8 protein-coding genes are annotated in these 23619 nt (G+C 61.0%); all 8 read right to left on the reverse strand.

Annotated elements, in window-relative coordinates:
- Window positions 1–48: 48 nt before the first annotated feature.
- Window positions 49–2067 carry a TonB-dependent siderophore receptor gene (locus ZBT109_RS03775; protein WP_027706239.1) on the reverse strand — a complete coding sequence of 673 codons (2019 nt, stop codon included), beginning with the start codon at window positions 2065–2067 and terminating at the stop codon, window positions 49–51.
- Between the two features lie 142 nt (window positions 2068–2209).
- Window positions 2210–3154 carry an AMP-binding protein gene (locus ZBT109_RS14060; RefSeq protein WP_269460484.1) on the reverse strand — a complete coding sequence of 315 codons (945 nt, stop codon included), beginning with the start codon at window positions 3152–3154 and terminating at the stop codon, window positions 2210–2212.
- Window positions 3042–3809 (reverse strand): AMP-binding protein, encoded by a 768-nt coding sequence (locus tag ZBT109_RS14065; protein ID WP_269460478.1) that lies wholly within the window; start codon window positions 3807–3809, stop codon window positions 3042–3044. Before ZBT109_RS14065 ends, ZBT109_RS14060 begins: the two co-directional genes overlap by 113 nt.
- Window positions 3796–4584, reverse strand: coding sequence for a thioesterase II family protein (locus ZBT109_RS03785; protein ID WP_051524218.1), 789 nt, complete (start codon window positions 4582–4584; stop codon window positions 3796–3798). The genes ZBT109_RS14065 and ZBT109_RS03785 overlap by 14 nt, the downstream gene beginning before the upstream one ends.
- Window positions 4581–5675, reverse strand: coding sequence for a Gfo/Idh/MocA family oxidoreductase (locus ZBT109_RS03790; RefSeq protein WP_084261952.1), 1095 nt, complete (start codon window positions 5673–5675; stop codon window positions 4581–4583). Before ZBT109_RS03790 ends, ZBT109_RS03785 begins: the two co-directional genes overlap by 4 nt.
- Window positions 5672–15310 (reverse strand): type I polyketide synthase, encoded by a 9639-nt coding sequence (locus tag ZBT109_RS03795; protein WP_169734033.1) that lies wholly within the window; start codon window positions 15308–15310, stop codon window positions 5672–5674. The genes ZBT109_RS03790 and ZBT109_RS03795 overlap by 4 nt, the downstream gene beginning before the upstream one ends.
- A gap of 74 nt (window positions 15311–15384) precedes the next feature.
- A complete protein-coding gene (locus ZBT109_RS03800; protein WP_051524219.1) occupies window positions 15385–21549 on the reverse strand; it encodes a non-ribosomal peptide synthetase in 6165 nt (2054 codons plus the stop codon).
- Window positions 21550–21861: 312 nt separating this feature from the next.
- The gene (locus ZBT109_RS03805; RefSeq protein WP_084261954.1) at window positions 21862–23616 is read right to left on the reverse strand and encodes an ABC transporter ATP-binding protein; all 1755 of its coding nucleotides are present in this window, start codon (window positions 23614–23616) and stop codon (window positions 21862–21864) included.
- Window positions 23617–23619: the final 3 nt, after the last annotated feature.

Genomic DNA, 23619 nt, shown 5'->3' on the forward strand with positions numbered 1-23619 from the left:
GGTCCTTATGGCATGGCACCGATCACACGGGTGCCATGCCATATTCATTTAGAACAGGTTGGCGCGGACGTTGAGGCCGACGGTTCGGCCCATGTTGACCTGCCCGAAGGCGCTGCTGCCGCTTAGATAGCCGTAGGTGAAGTAGCGGCGATCGAACAGGTTATCGACGTACAGTTCGACATTCAGGCGCTGAGTGGCTTGCCACCCCAGACGGGCATCGACGGTCGCATAGGTGCCCTGGCGTAGCGTGTTATCTCCTTCGAAGTAGTGCGAGCCGACCATGTGGCCTGCAAGGCGTGGGGTCAGCGCGCCATAGGACGTGTCGATGTGGCCGCTCAGACCGCTGCCCAGCGTATAGCGGGGAGTGAAGGGAGTGCGTTTGCCCGCATAGGAGTCGCTGTCGTTGGCGAAGACTGAGTGCACGACGTTACCGCTAACGTCCCAGCTCCAGTTCGGGGTGAACTGCCAGGCCGCTTCCAGTTCCACGCCCGTTGCGTCGGCGGTGCCCGCATTGGTCAGGGTTTGTAGGCCCTGTGCGCCTGAGTACAGCTGCAGGTTTTTGGTGTGGGTGTGGAAGACGGCACTCTGCAGTCGAACGGCATCGCTTTCGTAGCGTGCGCCCAGTTCGTAGTTGATGGATTTTTCCGCTGCGAACGGGGTCGCCGATAGACTGGGCGACGGTATGATGTTGTAGCCCGACGGTTTGTAGCCCTGTGCGATGCGGGTGTACACACGCCAGTCGTCGTTCAGCATATAGCCCGCAGATAGCTGCCCCAGTACCTGATCGTCGCTAGTGGTGTTACCGTCACCAAAAGGACTTCCAAGCATGGTGCCGGCATAGTGCGTGCTGGCCTTATCGTGCGAAAAGCGCAGTCCTCCACCAAGATCAAAGCGATCGGTCACGTGCCAGGTCAGATCGGAATAGGCGGCCAGTGTGTTGCTGGTAGTGCGGGACTGGGTGGACAGGTAGTTGCCGGTAGGCATGTCATAACGCATGTCCAGATTTTCACGCGTGTTCTGGCGGTAAAGACCCAGTGTCACGTCCATGGGACCGCCAGGATTGGTGGTCGCTCGCAGCTCTTGAAGGTTCTGGTTCCAGCGTTCCGGGGTATTGGCGATCAGCGTACTGTTGGGAAAACTGCGGTCGTAGTGCTGTTGCTGCCAAGCATTGATCAGCGAGAACGTCCACGCATCGGTGGTGTACTTGCCTGTCAGTGTCTGGCTGTTGGTGCAGCGGTCGAGATAGGGATCAGGTGAGCCCGACTCGACGCTCAACGTGTGGTTGTGCGGATCGCCGAAAGCGACATACGTATCCTGCGTGGCGCGGGTGCATTCGCGAGTGGCGGATACCCCGATTTCCCACGGCTGATTGTCCGGAGCCAGCAGCAGTTTAACGTTGCCGGTATTGGTCTTTGCTCCCCCTAGATCATCGTGACCCGTGGCAGGGTTGGTCATGTCGCCCCCATCAACTTGGCGTTGAAGGGTCATGCTGCCGTACAGCAGGCCTTTCTGCAGCGGGCCACTAAGGTGTAGCTTGCTGTGGTAGCCATCTCGGCTTTCGACGCCGCCCTCGATATAGCCATGAGGGGTATTCGTCGGACGGCGAGTTGTGATGTTGATGACCCCGCCCTGTGCGCTTTTGCCGTACAGCGTGCCCTGCGGGCCGCGCAGTAGTTCGACGCTCTGGACATCGGTCAGCGCTTGTATCGTGTTAGTCGAAAGCTGCGGCACCCCGTCTACGTACACGGAGAGCGCGGGGTTGTAAGGGTCCTGTGCCGACGTGACGCCCCGCAGGGAAATAGAAGGAAACAACAGTGAGCCAGCGTTTTCCATATGCAGCCCTGGCAACACGCGATCCAGCTTGCTGGTATCGGTGACACCTGCGGCCCTCAAGGCGGGGGCATCCACTACGGTCGAAGCAGCGTTCTGTGACGATGCTGAATCGGGAGAGACCTTACTGGCCGTGACTTCGTAGACGTCGGATGTTCGCTGTAAGGCTCTTGCCTGGGCAATGGGCAGCAGCAGTACGCCGCTTAGCGCAATTGAGTAGCGCCTGATGATGGACATGAGGTCTGTCTTCCTGATGTGTTGATGGCCTTCTGAGCGCGTTGTGCTTGTAAATGATAATCGTTTCTATTGTTGCGGCTACCCGATATGAGCAGCATTCTGCCCGTGTCGGGTCGTAATTCCCTTGTTTCTACTATGATATTTACGCGGCAGACTCAGGCGGGGTGACGGTGGCTTGCCGGATAAGCGCTTGACGGTCAATCTTGCCGACGGCTGTGAGTGGCCAGTGCGTTACCACCATAAGTTGATCCGGCAGCGAGTGACGGCTGAGGCCGCATTCGATCAGGGCATGACGAAGTTCGGGCAGCGATGGCTGTGAAGCCGAAGTCATCAGTACGGCACAGATGCGTTCTCCCAGTAGGGCATCAGGGACCGCCACGACCACGGCATCCTCAATACCCGGCAGCTGCTTCAGGCCCGTTTCCACACTAGTGGCGGCGATCTTCTCGCCTGCACGGTTGATCTGTTCCTTGAGTCGCCCTTCGACCCGCACGTTGCCGTGTTTATCGCAGCACGCCAGATCGCCAGTGCGATAAAAACCGTCGGCCGTAAACGATTGTGCCGAGGCGGCTGGAGCGCGGTAGTAGCCGGTGATGGTGTAGGGGCCGCGCGTCAGCAGCTGACCGATATCGCCTGTGGGTACGGGGCGCTCCTGTTCGTCGACGATGCGTATTTCGTCATGACAAGACAGCGGCCGTCCCTGCGTGGACTGGCAGGTTTCGTCGTCGTCATCAAGCCGCGTGTAGCACAGCAGCCCTTCTGCCATGCCGAACACCTGCTGCAGGGTGCAGGCAAAGGTACGGCTTAGGGCTTGTGCACTGCGCGGGTCGAGGGGGGCACCCCCTACCTGCATGACGTTCAGCGATGAGAGATCGCTGTCCTCCCACTCGCGTGCCTGCTGCCACAGCCGAGCCAGTGCGGGAACCAGCGCTACGTGGCTCACCCGTTCCGAGGCAATCAACGGCATCGCTTCATCACAGCTGGCTGTATCGGATAGCACCACACGACCGCCCTGTGACAGTGTGCCGAGTACACCGGGGCAGGCCAGTGGGAAGTTGTGGGCGATAGGCAGTACCGCCAGCCAGATAGACGCTACGGTCATCCATGCCGCAGACCTCCGCAGAGGCGCGGAAGTTATAGCTGTAGTCAGCGTGGGTGCGGGGAATGAGTTTTGGTGTCCCCGTGGTGCCCCCTGACAGCAGTAGTACGGCGATGTCGCTGCCCTGGCGCTGTAGGTGCGGGAGTGGCTGAGTGCAAGGTGCGTACAGGCGGGATAGCGGGTGAACGGTGGAATCGTCGGGCATGCCGGAGTTATCGCCGCGACCGATTACGAGGCGCAGGGCCGGGCAGTGGGTACGGAAGGTCTCGGCCTGTGCTTGATGCTGGGCCACCTCCATGATGTAGGCCGTAGGCTGAGTGGCATCCAGTAAGGGCAGCAGGTCGCGTTCACGCAGCGATGGAACCATCAGTATGGGCAATGCCCCCAGCCGCAAAAGCGCGAACAGCACGATGACGAAATCTGCACTATTGGGCAGTTGCAGCAGCACATGGTCGCTGGGAGCGATGCCCAGCGTATGCAGGTGGCGCGCAGCGGTATCCACTCGTTCGTTCAGAGCGCAGTAGGACAGGCGGTGATGCCCCTCGACCAGTGCGGTTTTGCTGGCGTACCGAATGGCCCATTCGGCCAGTTGTTCATCAAGGGGTGTCGCGAAAGGTGCCAGTAGCGCGTCATGGGTGCTCATGGTGGTGCCTGCCTTGCTCTGCGTGAAGGTGGAAGTGGTGCACAATACGGTGAAGGAACGCGCTGGGGTGCTGAAGTGGGTAAAAATGGTCGCCTTCCATGATGGCCGGTGCGTCCGCCTGCGGTAACCAGGCTTGCCATGCAGCAACTTCTTCCGCAGAGGCTTCTCTATCTTGGCGTCCGCACAGTAGCAGGGCAGGAAGGTGCAGCTTCGCATCGTGGGCAGGCAACGTGCGGTGATAGGTCTCGGTAGCGTGGAAATCGGCGCGCAGTAAGGGCATGAACAGTGCCATCAGTTCGGGGGCTTCGAGCAAGGCTGGGGAGCAGCCCCCGATATCGGCCAGCTGTTCGATAAAAGCGCTGTCGTTCAGTGAGCGAAGCTGGCGACGTCCTTGTTCATGCGGCGCATGGCAGCCCGATATCACCAGTGCCTGCGGGGCATGGGGGCTGCCGTGTAGCCGCGCGCAGGTCTCGAAGGCCACCTGCGCGCCCATGCTATGGCCGGCCATGACGACCGGCATTCGCGGGTCCAGCATGCTGAGCGTATCGGCCAGCTGGTCGGCCAGCACTTCAATACTCTGTGCTGGAGGGCGGTTGCGCAGACGATCCCGTCCGGGATAGGTGACCAGTGTAAGGCTGGGCAGTTGTCGGGACGGTGTAAGCGCGCGCCAAGTCTGAAAGGCGCTGCCGCTGCCTCCGGCAAAGGGACACATGATCAAGTGGAAAGGGCCATTTGCATTATCCACCAGCGGCGTCAGTAGGGATGACGTGCTCATAAATGTTCCTCTTCAGCATAGGTCCACGGGGTCAGTGCGTCGTAGCGTGGGGCCTCCAAATGGCGATCTTCGGCAGCACCCACGCACTGCAGAGTGCGCTGCCACAGTCGAGCCACTGCACGTTGGTGAGTGGCCGCCGTAGCGAGGGCAGTGGGGTCTGCGTTTAGTGCGTGGTCGAACTGGGTCAGCAGGTGGGCGATGCCTGCGGGGCCTTCGCTTTCGCAGCAGTCGCGCCATTGGTATGGGGCGGCGTAGCGCGTTTGAGAGGCGATTTCATTGAGAGCCTCTGGGCGGTGATAAAGCGTGGTGGTGCTGTCATGCGGGTGGTTCACATGAAGGGTGGATGACCATATCACCGGCCCGTAGCTGGCATTGAGGGTCAGATAGCCTTCAGTCCAGCCGATCTGCTGGTGGTGCATCACCAAACTGTGCATGTCCGGCGAGGTGGGGTCCTGATAACGCTGCAGCCACAGCGTGGCAGTACCGGTGGGCCACCGATAGCGCAGCAGATGGAAATCAGCGTCGGTGTCGATCAGGACGATGTCGACAGCTTCTGCATCAATCGGCTGTGCCGACAGCAGCATGTCGAGCGTCGAATATAGCAATTGGCGGCTGGTGGTCAGGCGGATGAAGCGTGCGGGTTCTTGGAGGCGTTCGCTGATCTGGCGTGCTTCCGATACCCAGCAGCGGCCCGCAGGCACGTGCGGGTAAAGGCTACTGACCCAGTAGTGGCACTGGTGCTGGGCAGCCCGCTGTTGCAGGGCGCTTACCTCGTCGGGGTGCACGGGATGCTCTTGGATTACATGAACGCCACGTGACAAAAACGCTTCGGCCAACCGGGTGCCAGCACCGCCAGCTACCGTCGAACTGACGACGATGCAGGCGATGTCGATGTCGTCAGGGAGAGCCTGGATATCGGTGTAGAGAGGAATGCCAAAATCATGGGCAAGCTGTCGCGAGCGTTCGCTGCCCGTGCTCATCAGCCCTGCCAGCTCTAGCGGGGCATCAATCTGCATGAACGCATTGAGGTACCACTCGCCGAACGTTGCGCCCACAACGATTATGCGGCGTTTGGGTTGGGAACTGGTCATGACAGGGTCTCCGGCAGGTGGGTCAACCATTGATGGATGCGGTGAGCGCATTCGGCAGTGCCAGACGTGTCCAGCATCAGCTGCCAATGGTCAGCATCAAGGGTGTGGCAGTGCGCGTTGTCCAACCAGGCACGCCAGACGCGATCCGCAGGTGTCCAATGGGCAGGGCGGTGTGCGGCCGTCAGTATCAGGCACGGCGCTGCTAGTGGTTCGCGTAGGGGGTGGTGAGCGAGCAGGCTCAGCAGGTGCTGGACACGGTTTAGCCATTGCCGTGCCTCTTCTTCCTGCATGTGGGCGGGCAGCCACCCCGCCGCAGTGCCGCGCTGGACGAGCTGCGCCATCTGCTCGTCATCACTCAGGCAATCCCACATGTCGGGCAGTGTCCATGCCGCATCGCTCTGTGAGAGCAGAGCAAACAGCTCGGCGCGATTCTCGCACTGGAAATCGCACTGACAGACCGGGTCGATCAGTGCCAGTCGGACGACATGCCCTTGTGCATGCAGCAGATGCGCGGCTTCGGCGGCCAAGAAGGTGCCGTATGACCATCCCACCAGTGTATAGGGGCCGTGAGGCTGCTGCCGCGTGATGGCCTGAACGTACGCTTCGGTCAGTGCGCGCAAGGTGTTATGGCGCTGTGGCTCGACGGCTTGAAGCCCGAATACTTGGCCATTCAGCTGACGGGCAAGAGGTAGCAGGCTGCTGACATCGCCATCCGATGCGTGGAACACGAACAGTGTGGGCTGCTGTGCTGAGCTGGCGAGCGGCACCAGCGGGGTGGCATCGTTCACTTCGGGCGGCGTGATGCAGCGGCAGAAGTCGGCGAGCTGGGCGTGTTCGAACAGATCTTGTAGGCGAACCTGTCCGATACCGCGTTGGTTGAGCTGCGCGACCATGCGCGTGGCGATTAGGCTGTCGCCCCCCAATTGGAAGAAATCACTGTCGTGTGTGACTGGACGTGATAGTAGCGTTTTCCACAGTGCCGCGACCTGCTGTTCGAGCGCTGTCGGCGCATGTATCGTCTGCCGTTGAGCATCACCGTGTGAAGGGGCTTCTGTAGATGTTGCAAGCGGTAAGGCGTCGGTACTGGGGGACGCACACGAGGACGGCGTATGAATATCTTCCTGATAGCGAACAGCAAGCGTTGGCAGCGCCTCGCCAAATTGCTGGCGCAGTGCGTGCTCAATCTCATCGCAGGCAGGGCGATGGTGGCCCGGGTGGCGCGCGACGATCAGGTGTTGGCGCAGCGAGGAAGGGGCAGTGGCTGAAGGCCAGATCAGTTCAGGCACCCAGCCCGTTTGCTGAAGTGCACTCTGCCAGCCTTCTGCACTGAGCATCGGTTTGTCATCGCGCAGACGAGCATCGCGGTAGCCGCTCAGCCCTTCGATGAAGCCGATGCTGGCGCGCTGTAGCGAGCTATCGCGCTCAGTGGCCTCAATCATCAGCAGACGGCCACCGGGCGCAAGCAAAAGACGTAACCGCTGCAGTGTATGAGGCACATGGCTGGCATCGTGCAGCACGTTGACTGCAACGATAAGGTCATAGCCGCCGTCAGGGTGGTCATCGAATACGGCGGGTTGATTGATGTCGAGCAATCCATAGCTAAGGCGCGGGTCATCGCCGAAGCGTGCTGCAGCGTCGTTGAGAAACTGCACCGATAGATCGGTGAAGCGATAGTGAATGCCCTTGCTGTGCGGCGTGGCCAGTAGGTGGCGTGATGTGGCAGCGGTGCCGGCACCGACTTCGAGCACGTTCAGCGAGGGTGTTTCGGCCGCCAGTCGATCCATAATGCGTGCCGCCTGTTCGTTGAGGCAGCGGCTGGCGGGGTTCAGACAGTAGAAAGCATCGGCCACGCTGTCCTGTGCGTCGAACAGTAGCCCGAGGGGTGAGCACTCGCCGCTGAATAGCGCATCGTGTTGTGCCACACAGTTGTCCAGATAGTCGGCCAGTGTCTTTCCCCAGTCGGAAGAGGGACGCTGGCTCTGCGGTGCAAGAATGTTCTGCAATGGCGACACGCACGTCCACCCCTCCTGCTGTGGATCAAGTACCCCTTTTTCATGCAGATGGCGCAGCCACTGCCGCACCAGACGCTGGTACTGCGGTTGTGCACCCAGTGCCGTCATAACGTCTTCCAACGCATGATGATCACCCACCTGAACGAACAGAGAATGGCGCAGCAGTGTTTCGGCCATGCCGTGCAGTGCGCGAGCTTCCAGCCATGCCCATGTGGCGTCCAGATCATGCTGTTCGTCGGCGGTCAGCGGTGGCAGGGCCAGAGTCGTCAGCGGTGAATCCGGCGGCAGTGCTGCGCTGGGCAACGCTTCGTGGCGACCCGTCACGGTGAGGCGCAGCGTACCGTCCGGCTGCTGCTCGGCTCGCGCCTGCTTCACATGGGGCTGGGCCTGGGTGAATTGCTCGATATCGCGCAAATCAAAGGCGTCCGTGGCAGGCAGCGGCCAGCGTTGGCGCGGGAAGGGGGTGGATTGTCCGGCCAGCAGACGCTGGAGCTGCGGCGACTCTTCTTCACCGGGGGTGGCATAGGCAGCCAGTACGGCACAGTAATCGTCGAACATGTCACGAGCGGTGCCGGGTGTTAGCACGTCTTCCATGCAGTACCAGCTGAAGATCAGCGCACCTTCGCTTTCCATAACCTGATGGTCCAGCCACACCTGCGGAGTCTGGGTGAACACATGGCAGGGATCGCCGAGCAGACGAGTCATCGCTTGCTCAATGGAGAGGCCTTCGAGCGACATGCCTAGCATACTGGTGAACACCACCGGCATGAGGGGTTGGCGCTGCTGACCACGAAGACGCCCCAGCTCACGGATCACTTCCACACCGTTCACATCGCTATGCGCCATATGCTGCCAAAGCCGCTGTTGGGTCTGTTGCATGCGCTCGGAGAGCGGTCGTTCGGCACTGAAATCAAAATCGACCAGCGTGACGGCGGTGAAATCACCGATGATTCGGTCAATGTCCGGATGCAAGGGACGCCGATTGAAGAATGTCAGGTTGAGGGTGAACGCTGGATGGCGACTCCAGCGCTCTAGTGTTGCGGCAAACAAAGTCAGTAGCGCAGCAGAGGGCGTGATGCCGGCCTGTTGCCAGCGCTGTTTCAGAGCGCTCCATGCCTGTGGTTCGAGGCGTGACTGATAGGTGATGAAGCGCGGCGTGTCAGGAGGGGTATCGGCCGTTGGCAGCGCAGGGGCTGGGGGAAGCATCGGCAAAATGTCCTGCCAGTATTCCCACGCATCGTGCCAAACGGTCGTCTGGCGATGAGCCTGCTCGGCCATCACGTAGTCGCGGAAGGTGATGGCCGGCGCGGGAAGCGCTGTGCCGTGCCAGGTAGCGGCCAGATCGTCCATCATCACTTTGAAGCTCTGCACGTCGAACAGCAGCAGATCAAGGTTCATATGAAGACGATAATGCTCGGCGTCGAGGTCACTGACGAACAGTTCGAACAGCGGCCACTGATCGGTGCGCAGAACTTGGTAGCTCAGGGCTTGGCGGGTCTCCGTCAGCGCTTCCTCGCGCTGCGCGGGCGTCAGCGTACGCAAATCATGATGGCGGATACGGTAGCGTGGGGTGTCGTACAGAATGCGTTGACGCCCGTCATCGTCGATCACCATGCGCAGCATATCGTGACGTTCGATCAGTTGGTTCCATGCCTCTTCGAGGCGGGAAATATCGAATTCGTCGTGGCGCTTGTCCCACTCGAACACCACATGGCATGCCACGCCACCGTACTGAATCGCCTGCGTGCGGCCTAGCCAGTAGGCGTGCTGGATCGGCGTCAGCGGGAACGGATCGTAGCGGTGCTCTTCGTCGTGATGAAGCTCCGCCGGAAGGGCATCCGGTAGCGTCGTTTCGTGCGAGTCGGCACAGAGTGTGCGGGCCAGTCCGGCAATGGACATGTTCTGCCACGCGGCTTCGGCATCAAGGCGAATGCCCAGCTGACGTTGGATATCGCTGCTCAGTTCAAGGAACAGTAGCGAGTCCATCCCAATCTGTAGCAGGTCCTGCTCGGGCTGTAGTTGTTCGGGGTCTTCGATGCGCAGCTGAGCGACGACGCGCTGTTTCAGCCACGTGATGATGTCATCGACATCGTCGCGGCGACCGGTGAATGACGCGGAGGGCGTTGCGAGTGTCGACGAGGATGAGCGTCGAGGGCGGTCCTTGTCCGTCGGTGCATCTTCGCCAGAGGGGGGGTACAGCAGCGCTTGTTGGATGGGCGGCATACGCTGCGGTCGGACACGCATAGCAAGGCGGTACGGACAGTTGCGCATGATGGCCTGTTCGAGGTGCCACAGTCCTTCGGCGTCGGTCAGTGCGTCCATGCCGTCTTCCGCCAGCATTGCCAGCAGCGCAGGGTCAGCTGCTCGACCGCTTTCTCCCCAAGCCCCCCATGCAATCGACAGTGTGCATAAGGGAGAAGAGAGCGTGCGCTGTGCCAGTCCATCCAGATAGCCGCAGGCCAGTGCATGAGCACCCTGGCCGCGAGCCCCTAGGGCGGCAGCGGCGGAGGAATACAACACGAGATAGCGGCTACCGTGTGCGGCAAGCCATTCTTGTAGCTGGGCGGCGGCAGTGGCCTTGACCGCCAGCACGTGCGTTAGTCGCTGTTCCGAGAGCTGCGGCAGCAGGCCATCGTCCAACTGTCCTGCCGCGTGTACGGCCCCCGCAATGTCGCGTTCACAGGCAAGCGTTTCCATCACTTGCGCCAGCTCTGCAGCGTCGCTGACATCGCAGGCGCACCAGCGCAGTTCCGTATCATCGCCCATTGCACTGCGGCACTGCGCCAGCCATGCCTCATCGGCGCGTGGGGCAAGCAGGGCGATATGACGTGCACCGCGGGCGTGCAGCCAGCGGACGGTCAGACGCCCCAGTCCACCGAAAGCACCGGTCACGACATGCCATTGATCGGCGCTGAACGCGTCCTCTGGCAGTGGTGGTGCCGTGTGCTGACAGGCGTTCAGTTCCTCGCTGAAAAGATGGCCTTCTCGAAGGGCTAGCCAGCGCTGGTTGGGCGATATGGCAGCAAGGGCTGCGGGCAGCAAGGCATCATCGCGGGTATCGGATAAATCAACAGCTGCAATTAGGCGCTCGGGCTGCTCATTGGCCGCGACGCGAAGCAAGGCCCACAGTGCATGATGTTCAGGTGATAGCGCTGCCCCATCGGTGGGATGAATGCGCCAACCGTTATGGGTTACGACGATCAGATCCTCGTCATGTTGAGTGAGGGCGGCCAGCACGTCGTGAACGAGTGCGCTCAGAGTGGAGCAGGGGTCTTCGGCGATGAATAGCAGTGTTGGCGCGTCATCGGCGAGGGGGGGCGGTTCGGAAAGCGAAAGGTGTGCTATGGCCTTTTCGTTCAGCACGCGGTAGGTGGCCTCACCATGGGCGGTCGGGAACGGCTGCGTGTGCCAATGCCATTGGTAGTGTGTTTCCGGAGCGGGAGACAGCGCCAGCGCACACGCTTGGGTTAGCGGTTGCCAGAAGCGGTTGTTCGTCAGCGCTTCGATCTGCAGCGCACCGTGTGCGAACGGCGTTGCTTGCCAGTGCAGACGCACCCATGACAGCGTTGCCGGTGCGGCGCACGGCGGTGCGGGCGGTGTGCTTTGCCCCTGACCGTGGCGTTCAGAGAGGGTTTGCCAAGCGTGGCACCAGTAGGCATTCCAGCGTTCGGGGTCTGCTGCACATTCGTGCCAGTCGGCTTGGTAAGTGCCGTCCACGCTGAGACGCTGGCCCAGAATAGGGTCGTCAGTTTCTGCGTCGATGGAAGGCAGCGTCGAGCTTGATGAGGACAGCGGCATGTCCGTGGGCGTAGCAACGATGACGTGTTCGCTCATCTCGGAGGTAGGACCGCCATCCAGTGGCAGCCAATCGACGCGTGAAAACCCGGCTTCATGGCACTGCTGCTTCCACTGAGAGGTGGACAGGAAAAGTTCCTGCTGGCGTGCCTCGTAGTCGAGCAAAGGCTGCACCAGCGGTCCAAACACGAAGTCGAACAGCCGCATAGGCTGAGTAATTTCACGCATCACCAGCTGGCCGCTCGGCTTCAGCACCGTTCTGAGGTTGCTGAGTGTTTTGCCTACGTGTTGAGTGGCGTGAATAACGTTGGCGGCGATGATGACATCGTAGTGCTGGGGCGTGAATCCTTGAGCCAGCGCGGGGGTATGCAGGTCGAAGGCTCGGTAGTGCATGAAGTCGTAGTCGGCGAATTTTTCCTGCGCGCGGTGGGTAAACAGCAGTGATATGTCGGTGAACGTGTAGTCGACATGAGGATGAGCCTTGAGCACCGGCAGCAGCCAAGCCGTGGTGCCTCCTGTGCCGCCGCCCACCTCCAGAATCCGCAGCGGCTTGTCAGTGGGCCGCGAGGCCACGATGCCTTCTAGCACGCCTGCGGCGATCTGATTGAAATAGCGGCCGAAACTGAACTCTTGGTAGAGCACTTCTACGCCGCTGGACGAGCCTTGCGGGAAGATGATGGCGACGGGATCAATGCCCCCGCTCATCATCGCGTACAGGTTGTCGCCCGCGTGTGCCACGGTGCGAGGAATGGCTTCTAGCCCCTCGCAGCAGTCCGTTAAGGTGTCCAACAGCGTGACCTTGCTGTCGGCTTCGACGCGACGCACCGTGCGGTAGTGAGTGCCATTGAGGCAGGTGTAGTAGCCGTCTTCCACGCCGCTATTGAGTAGGCGGGTCAGCAGTTGTCGGTAGCGGGGGAGCAAGCGGCCTGCCCGCAAAATGCTGAGCGCATCGACGCCCTCATCGTGGTCAATGCGGTCGCCGACGCAGCGCCGTACCAGCTGATCGACGTAGAGGGCATGCAATTCGGTAACGCAGTCGTACAGGGTGTGCAGCCGCGAAAGTGACAGCGAGCCTGCTTCCTTCATGGCGACTCGCTGACCGGCTTCCACTGCGCAGGTTGCGTATGAAGATGCGGCCGATACGGCGCGGGATTCAGTCTCGCACCAGTAGCGCTTGCGATCGAAGGGATAAAGCGGCGCGCGGCAGCGCGGCAATGGTGTGTCGCCGAACAGTGATGTCCAGGGAAGCGGGCAACCTGCGGCATACAGTTGCATTAGCGCCGTGCGCAATGGTAGTTCGTCGGCAGCGGCACGGTGTTGGCTGGCAATCCACGTGCATTCTTGGCTGTCAGTTTCACGCTTACCCAGCGTGCTCAGTGTAGCGTCGGGTCCTACCTCCAGAAAGACACGTACATTCTGTTGTTGAGCGAGTTCCAGTGCCTGCTGGAAGCGTACGGGATGACGCAGATGGCGAGCCCAGTGCTCCGCTGTCAGGTCGGTCGCGTCAACGAGCGTGGCGTTCAGCGTCGAAATCAAAGGTACCCGGCCCGGTGACGCAGGCGGTAGTGCGTCACAAGCGGCTTGGAAGTCTGCCATGATCGGGTCCATCAGCGCGGAATGCGCGGCTCCAGTGACGGGGAGGCGCTTGTAGAGAATATCCTGTTCAAAAAGAGCACGCTGGAAGGTATCGACGGCTGCTGTGGTGCCGGAATAGACGTGGTGTTGAACGCCATTATCCGCGGCCAGATCGAGCCCGTAGGCTTCGGCGAGTGGTGCGATGCGCTCAGCCTCAGCGAAAACGGCGATCATGCTGCCGGGGGCGCACTGCTGCATGAGTGCGCCGCGCTGACAGACCAGCGGCATGATCTGAGCGGCCGTGTAGTGTCCCGCCACCACGGCCGCTGCGAATTCTCCCACGGAATGCCCGATGACCCGTTCGGGCGCCAGACCGAGAGACTGCCAGTGCGCGGCCATAGCAATCTCGAACGCCACCAGCGCTGGCTGGGTGTACGCCATGCTGTCAAGCCACGTCGAGTCTGCTTCTAGCAGTGCTTCGCGCAGCGCGGGTGCTTGGTCGTGACAGGCCGCGATGCATGTGTCCAGCTGTTCTGCGAATACGGGAGAGAACGCGTACATGGCGGCGGCCATACCTGGCCACTGTGCTCCTTGCCCGGTAAACAGCCAAGCCTGACGGCCGAAGGTGCCGCTACCGCAGTGGATACGTTCGTCGGCGGCGCCTTCGGACCAGTTTTTCAGCGCCTCGGGGGTGTGCTGATCGACCGTCAACGCCAAGCGGTAAGGGAGGTCGAGCTGACGACCATGCAGTGCTGTGGCGGCCAGTGCCTCAGGAGAAGAAGGTTCACGCAGTGCGTCGGCATAGCGTGTGGCCAGCGTGTGCAATGCCGTATCGCTGGCTGCGCTGAGCAGCAGCGGTGGGCAGAGTTGCGCTGGTGTTGATGGTGATGAAGAGGGCGCGGTTTGACGCAGCGCCTCCGGTAGCGACGCTACGATCATATGGCAGTTCGTGCCGCCGATGCCGAAGGACGACACGCCCGCATAGCGCAGCGACGCGCCCCAGTCCTGTGCGCAAGTGAGCAGCCGAAACGGACTTTCATCCAGCGCCAGTGCCGGGTTGGGCTTTTGGACGTTGAGGGTGGGCGGCAGCGTGCCGTGCTCCACGGCCAGCACGGTCTTGAGCAGGCTGGCAACGCCTGCAGCGGTGTCCATATGGCCGAAGTTGCCCTTGATCGACCCGAGTGCACAGTGCGCTGGTTGTCCAGTGTCGCCGAAGGCTGCACAAAGCGCCTTGAGCTCGATTGGATCACCCAGCGGCGTGCCAGTGCCGTGGGCCTCGATCATACCGATCTGCTGCCCCCCGATACCCGCCAGCTGCAACGCTTCTTCGATGACCGCTTGCTGCCCGGCCACCGACGGAGCGGTATAGCCGACCTTGCGTTCACCATCGTTGTTGATGGCGCTACCAAGCACTACGGCCGCGATGGGGTCGCCATCATGCAGCGCATCGCGCAGGCGTCGCAGTACGATCGCCCCGACACCGTTACCTGCAAAGGTGCCCTGTGCTTCTGCATCGAACGGACGGCAGCGTCCATCCGGCGAGAAGATCATGCCGGGCTGATAGCGATAGCCGGCCTGCTGTGGGAACGCGAGGGCTACGCCGCCCGCGATGGCCATGTCGGACTCGCCACTGCGCAGGCTCTCGCAGGCGAGGTGAGCCGCGACCAGTGAACTGGAGCAGGCCGTCTGTACGGCCAGTGCGGGGCCGTGCAGGTCAAGCTTGTAGGCGACGCGTGAAGCGACATAGTCCTTGTCGTTGCCCATCAGCGACTGCAGTCCTTTCACCTGCGCGACTTCGGTAACGTCGACCTGTGCTCGTCCGGGATAGGTGCTAATGCGAGACGAGGCGAAGACCCCCGTTCTGTGTGGCACTTGGCGCGGTGCATAGCCCGCATGTTCCAGCGCATGCCAAGCGTTCTGCAGGAACAGGCGCTGCTGTGGGTCAATGGACTCTGCTTCCTGTCGGGAATAACCGAACAGCGTGGCATCGAAGCGGTCGGCATCTTCCAGTACTGCGCCGACATTGACGAAGTCGGGGGCGTCGATGACCTCATCGGGTACCCCGGCTTCGCGCATTTCCTGGTGACTGAAATGGCGACTGCACTCTTGTCCATCCACGATGTTGTGCCAGAAGGCGGTACTGTCCGGCGAACAGGGGAAGCGGCAGGCATAGCCGATGACGGCGATCGGGTCGCTGTCGGGGAAGTGCTGGGCGATCAGTTCGTCGATCTGATCCATTGACCGTGAAGACATGTGCGAGACATCCATGACCGTTCCTGTGTCATTGAAAGAAGAGAGGGCGCTGTGACGGTGAACAAGGGCATCGCTCATGGCGAACGCTTGTGGCGGCGCTGACGCTGCATCAGGTGGCGTTCGCGGCGCGAGTCGGGCGCGGGCGACTGTTTTTCCGTGTCCTGTATGACGTGCTGAGCCAGCGCATACGGTGATGTCCAGCTGAACAGGTCGAGCAGGGTCAGCGACGGAAACGCCTGTTGCTGTAAATGGATATGCAATTGAACGAGGCTCAACGAGTTTGCTCCTGCTTCAAAGAAGTGCTGCCGAACGTCGATGGGATGCCCCACCACGTGCTGAAACGCTGAACGGATAAGCGCCACGGCATCGGCCTGCGCAGGTGAAGGTGAAGAAGGCTGTGTGGCGCGGGCATCGCTAGGGGACGGTACGTTGGTCGCGAAGGTTGGCTGCCGCGGGGAGTTCCGACGAGGAATGAGCCGCGCCAAGGAGTGGGTCCACGCGTTCTCATCCCGACTTAGCTGTCTCAGCAGGGTCTGGAACTGTTCGAACATGGTGTTCAGTAGCGTCTTGTCGAACAGCGCTTCTACGGCATCCCAGTGAAAGCGAAGTTCGCCCTCCGACTCGTAGACCTGATTGTCGAGCCAGACCTGCGGTGTCTGAGAGATACCCCATTCGGCCTTGAGCCAAGAGTGCTGCGCGAGGAAGTTGTCGTGGGCAAAGCCCAATGCGCTGGTGAACACCACAGGCATCGGTGTGGCAGGCAGTCCAAGGCGCTGCGCGCGTTGGCGCATCACCCACAGTGCAGAGACATCGCGGTGTTCTAGGTCGCGGCGCAGCTGTCGCTGCAGCGCTTCTGCACTGTCCTGCCAGTCGCCGTGAGGGTGCCATTCCAGCAGCATGAGCGAGGTGAAATCGCCCAAAATTTGGTTGATCTGCGGGTGAAGCGGCTGGCGGTCGAACAGTGTCAGATTGAGGGTGAACACTTGTCGCTCGCTCCACGCTGACAGCACTGATGCGTAGGCGGTCAGTAGCAGCGCCGAGGGTGTCAATCGATGCTGTGCGGCGCGCGCCTTGAGTGCAGTCCAGTCGTCCGCGTCGAGTGCGCCTTTCAAGCGCACGAAGTGAGGAGCACCAATGCTGTCCGGACGCGCTTTGAGCGGTAGTTGAGGTGCATCCGGCAGGGTATCGAGGCGTTGCTGCCAGTAGGCGATCGAGTTCTGATTCAGTGGCTGATCGGCCAGCGCCATCCGGTAGTCGCGAAACGACAGTGGCGGTGCTGGGCGCTGTCGTTCTGGTTGCTGGTAGCACTGTTCCAGCTCGGACAGCAGCAACTGCATGCTAAGACCGTCTAAAAACAGGTTGTCGAGGCAGAGCCAAAGTCGAGCGGGCTGTCTCGGATGCAGGCCGACCTGTAAGTCAAACGTCGGCCACTGGGTCGGGTCGATCACTTGATGCGACAGCGTTTCTCGCAGCGAGGTGATGTCCTGTTCCGTGGACAGATAGTGCTGGGCAACGGTGTAGTGTGGCACCTCGGTCAGAATGCACTGCTGCTGATCGCGTATCACGGCCCGCAGCATGTCGTGGCGTGCGATCAAGGCATTCCATGCCCGCTCCAGTCGCCCGACGTCCAAGTCCTGTACGCTGAATTCGACGAAGAAGTGTGCACCTACACCGCTAAGTACCAGCCCGGGCTGACGTCCGACTAGATAGGCCTGCTGAACCTCCGTGAGCGGGAACGGCTGGTCGCGGTGATCAGGATCACTCTGGAGCGGCGGCAGCACTGCCTGCTCCGAACTCTCAAGCGTGGCGGCGAAACCCGCCAGTGTCGGTGCATTGAACAGTGCGGCCAGCGTGGCCCGATAGCCTGCTTGATGCAGTTCACCGATCAGGCGGGTCGCCATTAGACTGTCCCCGCCGTGCAAGAAAAAGTCGGTGTCGCGGCTGACGCTGGGCAGTGCCAGCCACGCTTGCCACAGGCGAGCAACATAACATTCCACATCGCCCTGAGGGCGCAGTGATGATGTTTCGTCCGTCGTCGTGCCTGCTTGCGCCATCAGTGCACGCCGATCAATTTTGCCGTTGGCCGTTAGTGGCAGTGCATCCAGAAAATGCAGCTGGCTGGGTACCATGTAAGGGGGAAGCTGTGCAGCCAGTGCTTCTTTGAGGCGCTCCGTGCTTGGAACGACGCAAGACGACGGTGCACGCAGCATGACACGCAGCTGACCGGCGTCTTCTTCACTGTGCTGCCATTCCAGACGCGTCGCGGCAAAGCGTGTCTGCCAAGCGGCCTTAGAGCACAGGTGCTGTTCGGGATGATCCGGTGAAAGCAGCAACGTACTCAGCAGCGCCAGCGCGGGCAGCCGTGTGTATTCCGTGAGGTAGATCAGACCGCCGGGAGCGGCCAGCGTATCGAGTTGTGCCAGCAGCGCCGGGTTGTTCGGCAGCAGTCGGTGCAAGGCATTGTGGCTCCATACGATATCAGCGGTATGGGCAAGCGCGGCGGGAGCATGGCTTGTCGTGTGTTCCACGCGGGCATGCGGCCATGCGGTAAGGCGTTCATTAGCCTGCCGGGCCAGTTCGCTGGAATCTTCCAGCCCGACATAGTCAATCTGATCTGCGGTCAGCGGGGTCAGCAGCTCCACCGCTGCCCGCGCGCTACGGGCACCCACTTCAATCACACGAACGGGGCGTTCTAGGCGTTCCGCCAGCGTTGTGATGAGGTGCGTCAGCTCCTGCTGATATCGAGCGGAGCAGGGGGAACGCAAGGCCAGCGCTTCCGGCGACCATACCGGATCGTTCAGCAGTTCCAGTGCCGAGCGTTCTTCCCGCATAATCTGGCGTAATCGGGCATGGTGAGCGGTGGTCGTGGCCTCTCGACGTTGGGCATCCACGCCTGCTGCAATGCGAGTGTACTGTTCTGTATGAGCTTTCGAGCGCGTGTCAGCCTTGCCAGCATGCTGGGCATCCAGCAGGTGCAGCCAGTGATCCAATACCGGAGCCCAGTGCGGCGCTAGTCCATTGTGAGCGATGAGCTGCTCGGCTGTGCACGGGGACAGGTGCTGTCCATCAAGATGATGATGAATATGGTGGGACAGAAACGCGGTGACCCAGCGCAGTTCGTTGTCGGGAAGCTCGGCGTTCGAGGAGGCATCAAGCGGTGTCGGCAATAAGGCGGCATAGTGGTCGGGCAGCGCTGTGTGACGATACAGCGGCACTGACAATGCCTCTCCTTCGGCCACGGCGAAGGCCGCCAGCGTCTTTTCCTGTTCGCCCAGTGCCACCGTGACGCCGCGTGCCACGCCGGGAATGCGTGCCAATGCTGCATCAATCTCACCAAGTTCTATGCGGTATCCACCGACTTTGACCTGTGTATCGCGCCGCCCCAGAAAGACCAGCGTGCCGTCGGGCCAGTAGCATCCCATATCGCCTGTGCGATACCAGCGTTTTCCCTGACGCGTTATGAACTGCGCCGCGCTGCGCTCGGGGTCAAGGTAATAGCCTTCGGCTACGCCGATTCCCCCGATCCACAGCTCTCCGGGCACATCGTCTGGGCAGTCACGCTCAAGGGTATCGACGACCCGATAGCACTGATTGGTCAGCGGAAAGCCATACGGAATGGTGCGCCAGTCGCTGGGCAGCGTAGTGACGTCAAAGGCATTCGACCAGATCGACGCTTCTGTTGCGCCCCCCATGGCAACGAACTGACCGTCAGGGTTGAAGGCTCGATAGCGTGCCGGCAGCGCCCGGTCTATCCAGTCGCCCGACAGCATGACGGTGCGCAGGCGGGCCGGAACAGTATTGCCGAAGCCTTCGCACCATGTCATCAGCATATCGAACAGTGCGGGAACGCTGTTCCAGAGTGTTATCCCGTGCCGTTCGATCAGCGTGCACCACGCATCAGGGTCGCGGCGCTGGTGTTCATCCGTCATTACCAGTGCACCACCTGCACCTAATACGCCAAACAGGTCGTAAACCGACAGATCGAAGTGCAGTGCTGACAGCGCCAGCACACGGTCGTGCGGGCCAACGTGGTAGCGATGGTTGATGTCGATGCAGGTGTTCAATGCACTGCGGTGGGCGACCACGACCCCTTTGGGTACGCCCGTCGACCCTGAGGTGTAGATGATGTAAGCCGGAGAGAGGGGGGAAACATCGGTTTTGAGGGATGGCAGCGGCGCACTGTGCCAAGTGTCTTGCCAGCTTACACACGGAATATTGTCACCTACGGCGAGCGGGTGATCCGCGCAGACCAGCACCACACGCACATGCGCATCGTGATAGATGCGGTTGCGGCGAGCGAGCGGCTGGTCAGCGGCCACGGGCACGTAAACGCCCCCCGCCAGCAGCGTACCCAACACCGCTACAACTTGGCCTGGGCCTTTTGGCATGCTGATCGCCACGGTATCGCCCGGTGTCACGCCACGCGTCACCAGCGCTTGGGCACAGCGCTGGGCGCGATCCACCAACTCGGCGTAGGACCAGCACTGCTGTGCCGAAATTACAGCCGTCGCGGAGGGCGAACGCTGAGCTTGATCCAGAATGCGCTGGTGAAGAAGTCCTTTAGGAACTGGGCCTTGCGTTGCGTTGACCCGCATCCTTACCGCTCGCTGGGCTTCCGGCATCAGTTCCGGTACGGGGGCCGTCCAAGCCGAAGCGTTTCGGCACAGCTGGTCGACCAGCCCTGTATAGGCGTCGAACAGCGTGGCGACCATCCCCGTAGGGAAGAGCGCTTCATTACTGTCCCATTGCAGTATCACCTCGCCACGGTGCTCGAAGGCCAAATGGTCAAGCCACACCTGTGGTGTCTGCGAAATGCCCCATGCTGGTTCGCCCAGCGGCGCGTCATCGTGAGTGGCGTACAGCGACGAGCCTAGATTACTGGTAAAGACCACGGGCGCACCGTGTGGATGGCGCTGCCGTTTCTTGAGTTCGCGCAGCAGATCGACCCCGGACCATGCGCTGTGTTCGCGGTCGCTGGCGAACGTCTGCTGGTTGTGCTGAATCAGTGCCGCCAGCGGACTACCGTGGCAGTCCATGTCCAGCGGCAGAATGTTGGTGAAGTCGGCCAGCATGCCTTCCACGGCGTCATGCAAGGGCAGTCGATCGAAGATTGTCAGGTTCAGTAGCAGGCGGGATTGGCCGCTCCAGCGTGCCAGCACGGCGGCAAAGCAAGTGGCAAGGGCCATGGTAGGTGTTACGCCGAGGGCACGCGTCTGCTGGACAAAGGCTTCCCATGCGGACGGCGACACGTGATGGCGTCGTCGAGTGATGCGCACGTCCGGCAGGGTTGCCGGATCACATGCCAGAGGCAGCTGCGGTGCCAGTGGCAGGGTCTCGCACTTATCGAGCCAATAGGCTTTGGCCTGCTCGATAGCGGCTGCGTAGGTGGCTTTATAGTGATGTAGGTAGCTGCGGAAATCGTAGTCTGCTGGGCGGGGCAAGAGAGTGCCGCCCGCCAGCAGCGTGCTGAGTTCATCGAAGAACAGCGTGAAGCTGGAGGCATCCATGATCAGCAGGTCGATGTTAACGTGCAGCCGATGTGCACCGTCGGGTAGCAGCGATAGCTGGAAGTCGAAGGTCTCGCCCTGCTCGACGTCGAGGCGGCGGTGCCCCAATTGCTGGCGAAGGGCCGCTAGGTAAGTGTCACGTGCGTCATCGCAGGTATGGCGCAGATCATGCACCGTGGTGCCGTTCCAAAAGGGCTGCGGCCGGTAGTACTGCTGCCCATCGGCCCGGAAGGCAACGTGCAGCATCGGGTGGCGAGCTATCAGCACCGCCAGCGCTTGGTCAAGACGTGCTGCCGTCAGGCCATGGCCGTCAAACTCTTGATAGAGATGACAGCCAACGCCCCCGAGAGGTTGCCCCGGCGTTCTGCCGATCAGATAAGCGTGCTGCACGGGCGTCAGCGGGAAGGGCGTACCGTCGGTCATACAAGGGCCGGCGGTGGATGAAGAGCGGGGCGTAGCCGCGTGCTCCTCCGCATGGTGTTCCATCAGTGTGTGCCACTGCGCAAGGCATGGTTGCTGATACAGCGCTTTTAGCGCAATGCGATAGCCGCGCTGGCGGAACCAGTGCATCAACTGCATCAGTTGCATCGAATCCAGCCCTAGCTGTAGCAGATTGTCTGTCGGGCTTACATCGTTGAGCGCCATGCCCAGCGCCGCGGCGGTACGCTGGCGAAGCTGCTGGTAGTCCGTATCGAGTGCTGAAAAGGAAGAAGAAAAGGTATCTGATGCCATGAGTCCTCCTGACGCTGGCCTGCGACGGCTCATGACGCCGGAACGACATGAAGCAATAAGCGTTATCAGCCAGATCGAGCGCCGTGTGGGTACGGTGTCACGCGATGAATGACAGTATTTTCTTTTATGAGAATAATATTCATTATCATTTGTAAGCTACCCGAAAAGGGTTGGCTTATGCTCTATTTGGTATTTATAACCCTTTCATCATTAAGGAATTTTTGAATATGGGTGCGTGCGAAAGCCCCGACGCAGGCGCGTCAGGGCAGAAAGATGGGAGGTATCGCTAAGGGGAATATACGCGGCGTCGCTTCAGTTGGTGCTTTCACTCCAGAGCGCGCGGTAGGCGGCATTGCGCGCCATCAGTTCGGTGTGCGCCCCATGGTCGGTGACGGTGCCTTGTTGCATGAAATAGACCGTATCCGCGGCCATCAGCGTTGCTAGGCGGTGGGTGATCAGTACCACCGTACGCCCTTCGGCCAGTCGTTCCAGCGCACGCTGAACCGCGTGCTCGCTTTCCATGTCGAGTGAAGCCGTTGGTTCGTCCAGCACCACGATGGGAGTGTCTTTCAGTAGTGCTCGGGCGATCGACAGACGCTGACGTTCGCCGCCCGACAGTGTGACACCCGCATTTTCGATGTGTGTTTGCCAGCCATCGGGCAGCCGTTCGATTACCTCAAGGCACTGCGCCTGTCGTGCCGCCTCCTGCACCTCTTCCCGTGATGCCTCAGGGCGCGCCATCCATAGGTTGGCCAGCACGGTTTCGTTGAACAGAAAGACGTCCTGAAAGACCACCGAAATGTAACGGTTCAGCTGCTGCGCAGGCAGAGTGCGGATATCAACACCGCCGATCCTGATCGTGCCGTGCTGCGGATCAGCGTAGCGCTGAAGCAGCTTAGCGACAGTGCTTTTGCCCGCGCCGGAGGCCCCGACCACCGCACTGGTACGCCCGCTTTCGAAGTGGGCTGACAGCGCGTTAACGGCATCGTGCGGAGCCTGTGCGTAGCGGAACGTCACCTGGTCGAAGATCACCTCAAATGAATTGGGCGCTGCGGCGCCGGGCAGTACGGGAAGGGCGGGCGTATCGAGCAGACGCTGAAGGTGGAGCAGCGTTGAGGACAGCAGCTCTAGCACCACTGCTTGGCTAATGAAACTTGCCATTGGCTCGGAAAAGCGGCTGATGATGATCATGGCGGTCATCAGCGCGGGCAAGGCCAGCGATCCCGATATCACCCACAGCACACCGAGGCACACCACACTGAGCAGGCTCAGTTCGATGGCGCTAGAGGTGAGCAGTGTGGCATTAGCGCCACCGCGGTGCAGGCGCTGCTGGAGCTGCTTAAAGGCGTGACAGCGGTCACGAATGGCGGCGTAACGCGCCTCTTCCTCGCCACAGAAGCGAAGCGTTTCTAGCCCCTGCACGAATTCGACGATGTCCCCGCTGAGCCTTTCATTGGCCTGCACTAGCTCGCCGATGTGGCGTCGCTTCATCGGACGCTGCCAGTGGTTCAGCAGTGCCATCAACGGAAACATCACCAGTAGGGCAAGTGCCAAAGGCACATTGATGACAGCGGTGATGGCCGTCACGGTGAGTGGAGTGGCGATCGAGGTGAAGGCGGTGTTGGCAATAGCAATGACGTAGTTGAAGTGCTCGTCGATGCTGCCGAGCAGCACGGCGTTCATTTCGCCCGCCCGCGTTTGCTGCAGCGCTTCCAAAGAGATGCTGCGCAGTTTCTCGCCGAGCCTCAGCCGTAGGGCATAAGTGGCGTTAGCAAGATGACCCGCGTACTCGAACCCCTGGCCGTACCAACGCAAAGCCAGCGACAGCAGGCCGGTGATTGTCATCACGGTGGCAGGAACCCGCATGCCCGCAATGGGCTGGTTATTAATGATGATGGCCACGATCGGGTACAGGCACGAAAACGCGATGCCTTGCAGTATGGCTGCCAGCAGCAGCGCCACCAGTGAGCGGGTCAGTCGAGAGGCGGCCGGGCCGACGGCCAGTCGCAGGTGGCGGTACAGCGTCAGTAGCCGAGAAGGCAGCAAAAGGGTGTGCATATTCGTCATGGC

Source organism: Zymobacter palmae (assembly GCF_003610015.1).
Lineage (GTDB): Bacteria > Pseudomonadota > Gammaproteobacteria > Pseudomonadales > Halomonadaceae > Zymobacter > Zymobacter palmae.

Bases quoted from the DNA above. Each gene is read 5' to 3' on its own strand.
- ZBT109_RS03790 (WP_084261952.1), bottom strand. From the start codon at position 5,675: ATGACCAGTTCCCAACCCAAACGCCGCATAATCGTTGTGGGCGCAACG.
- ZBT109_RS14065 (WP_269460478.1), bottom strand. From the start codon at position 3,809: ATGAGCACCCATGACGCGCTACTGGCACCTTTCGCGACACCCCTTGAT.
- ZBT109_RS03795 (WP_169734033.1), bottom strand. From the start codon at position 15,310: ATGTCTTCACGGTCAATGGATCAGATCGACGAACTGATCGCCCAGCAC.
- ZBT109_RS03800 (WP_051524219.1), bottom strand. From the start codon at position 21,549: ATGGCATCAGATACCTTTTCTTCTTCCTTTTCAGCACTCGATACGGAC.
- ZBT109_RS03785 (WP_051524218.1), bottom strand. From the start codon at position 4,584: ATGAGCACGTCATCCCTACTGACGCCGCTGGTGGATAATGCAAATGGC.
- ZBT109_RS03775 (WP_027706239.1), bottom strand. From the start codon at position 2,067: ATGTCCATCATCAGGCGCTACTCAATTGCGCTAAGCGGCGTACTGCTG.
- ZBT109_RS03805 (WP_084261954.1), bottom strand. From the start codon at position 23,616: ATGACGAATATGCACACCCTTTTGCTGCCTTCTCGGCTACTGACGCTG.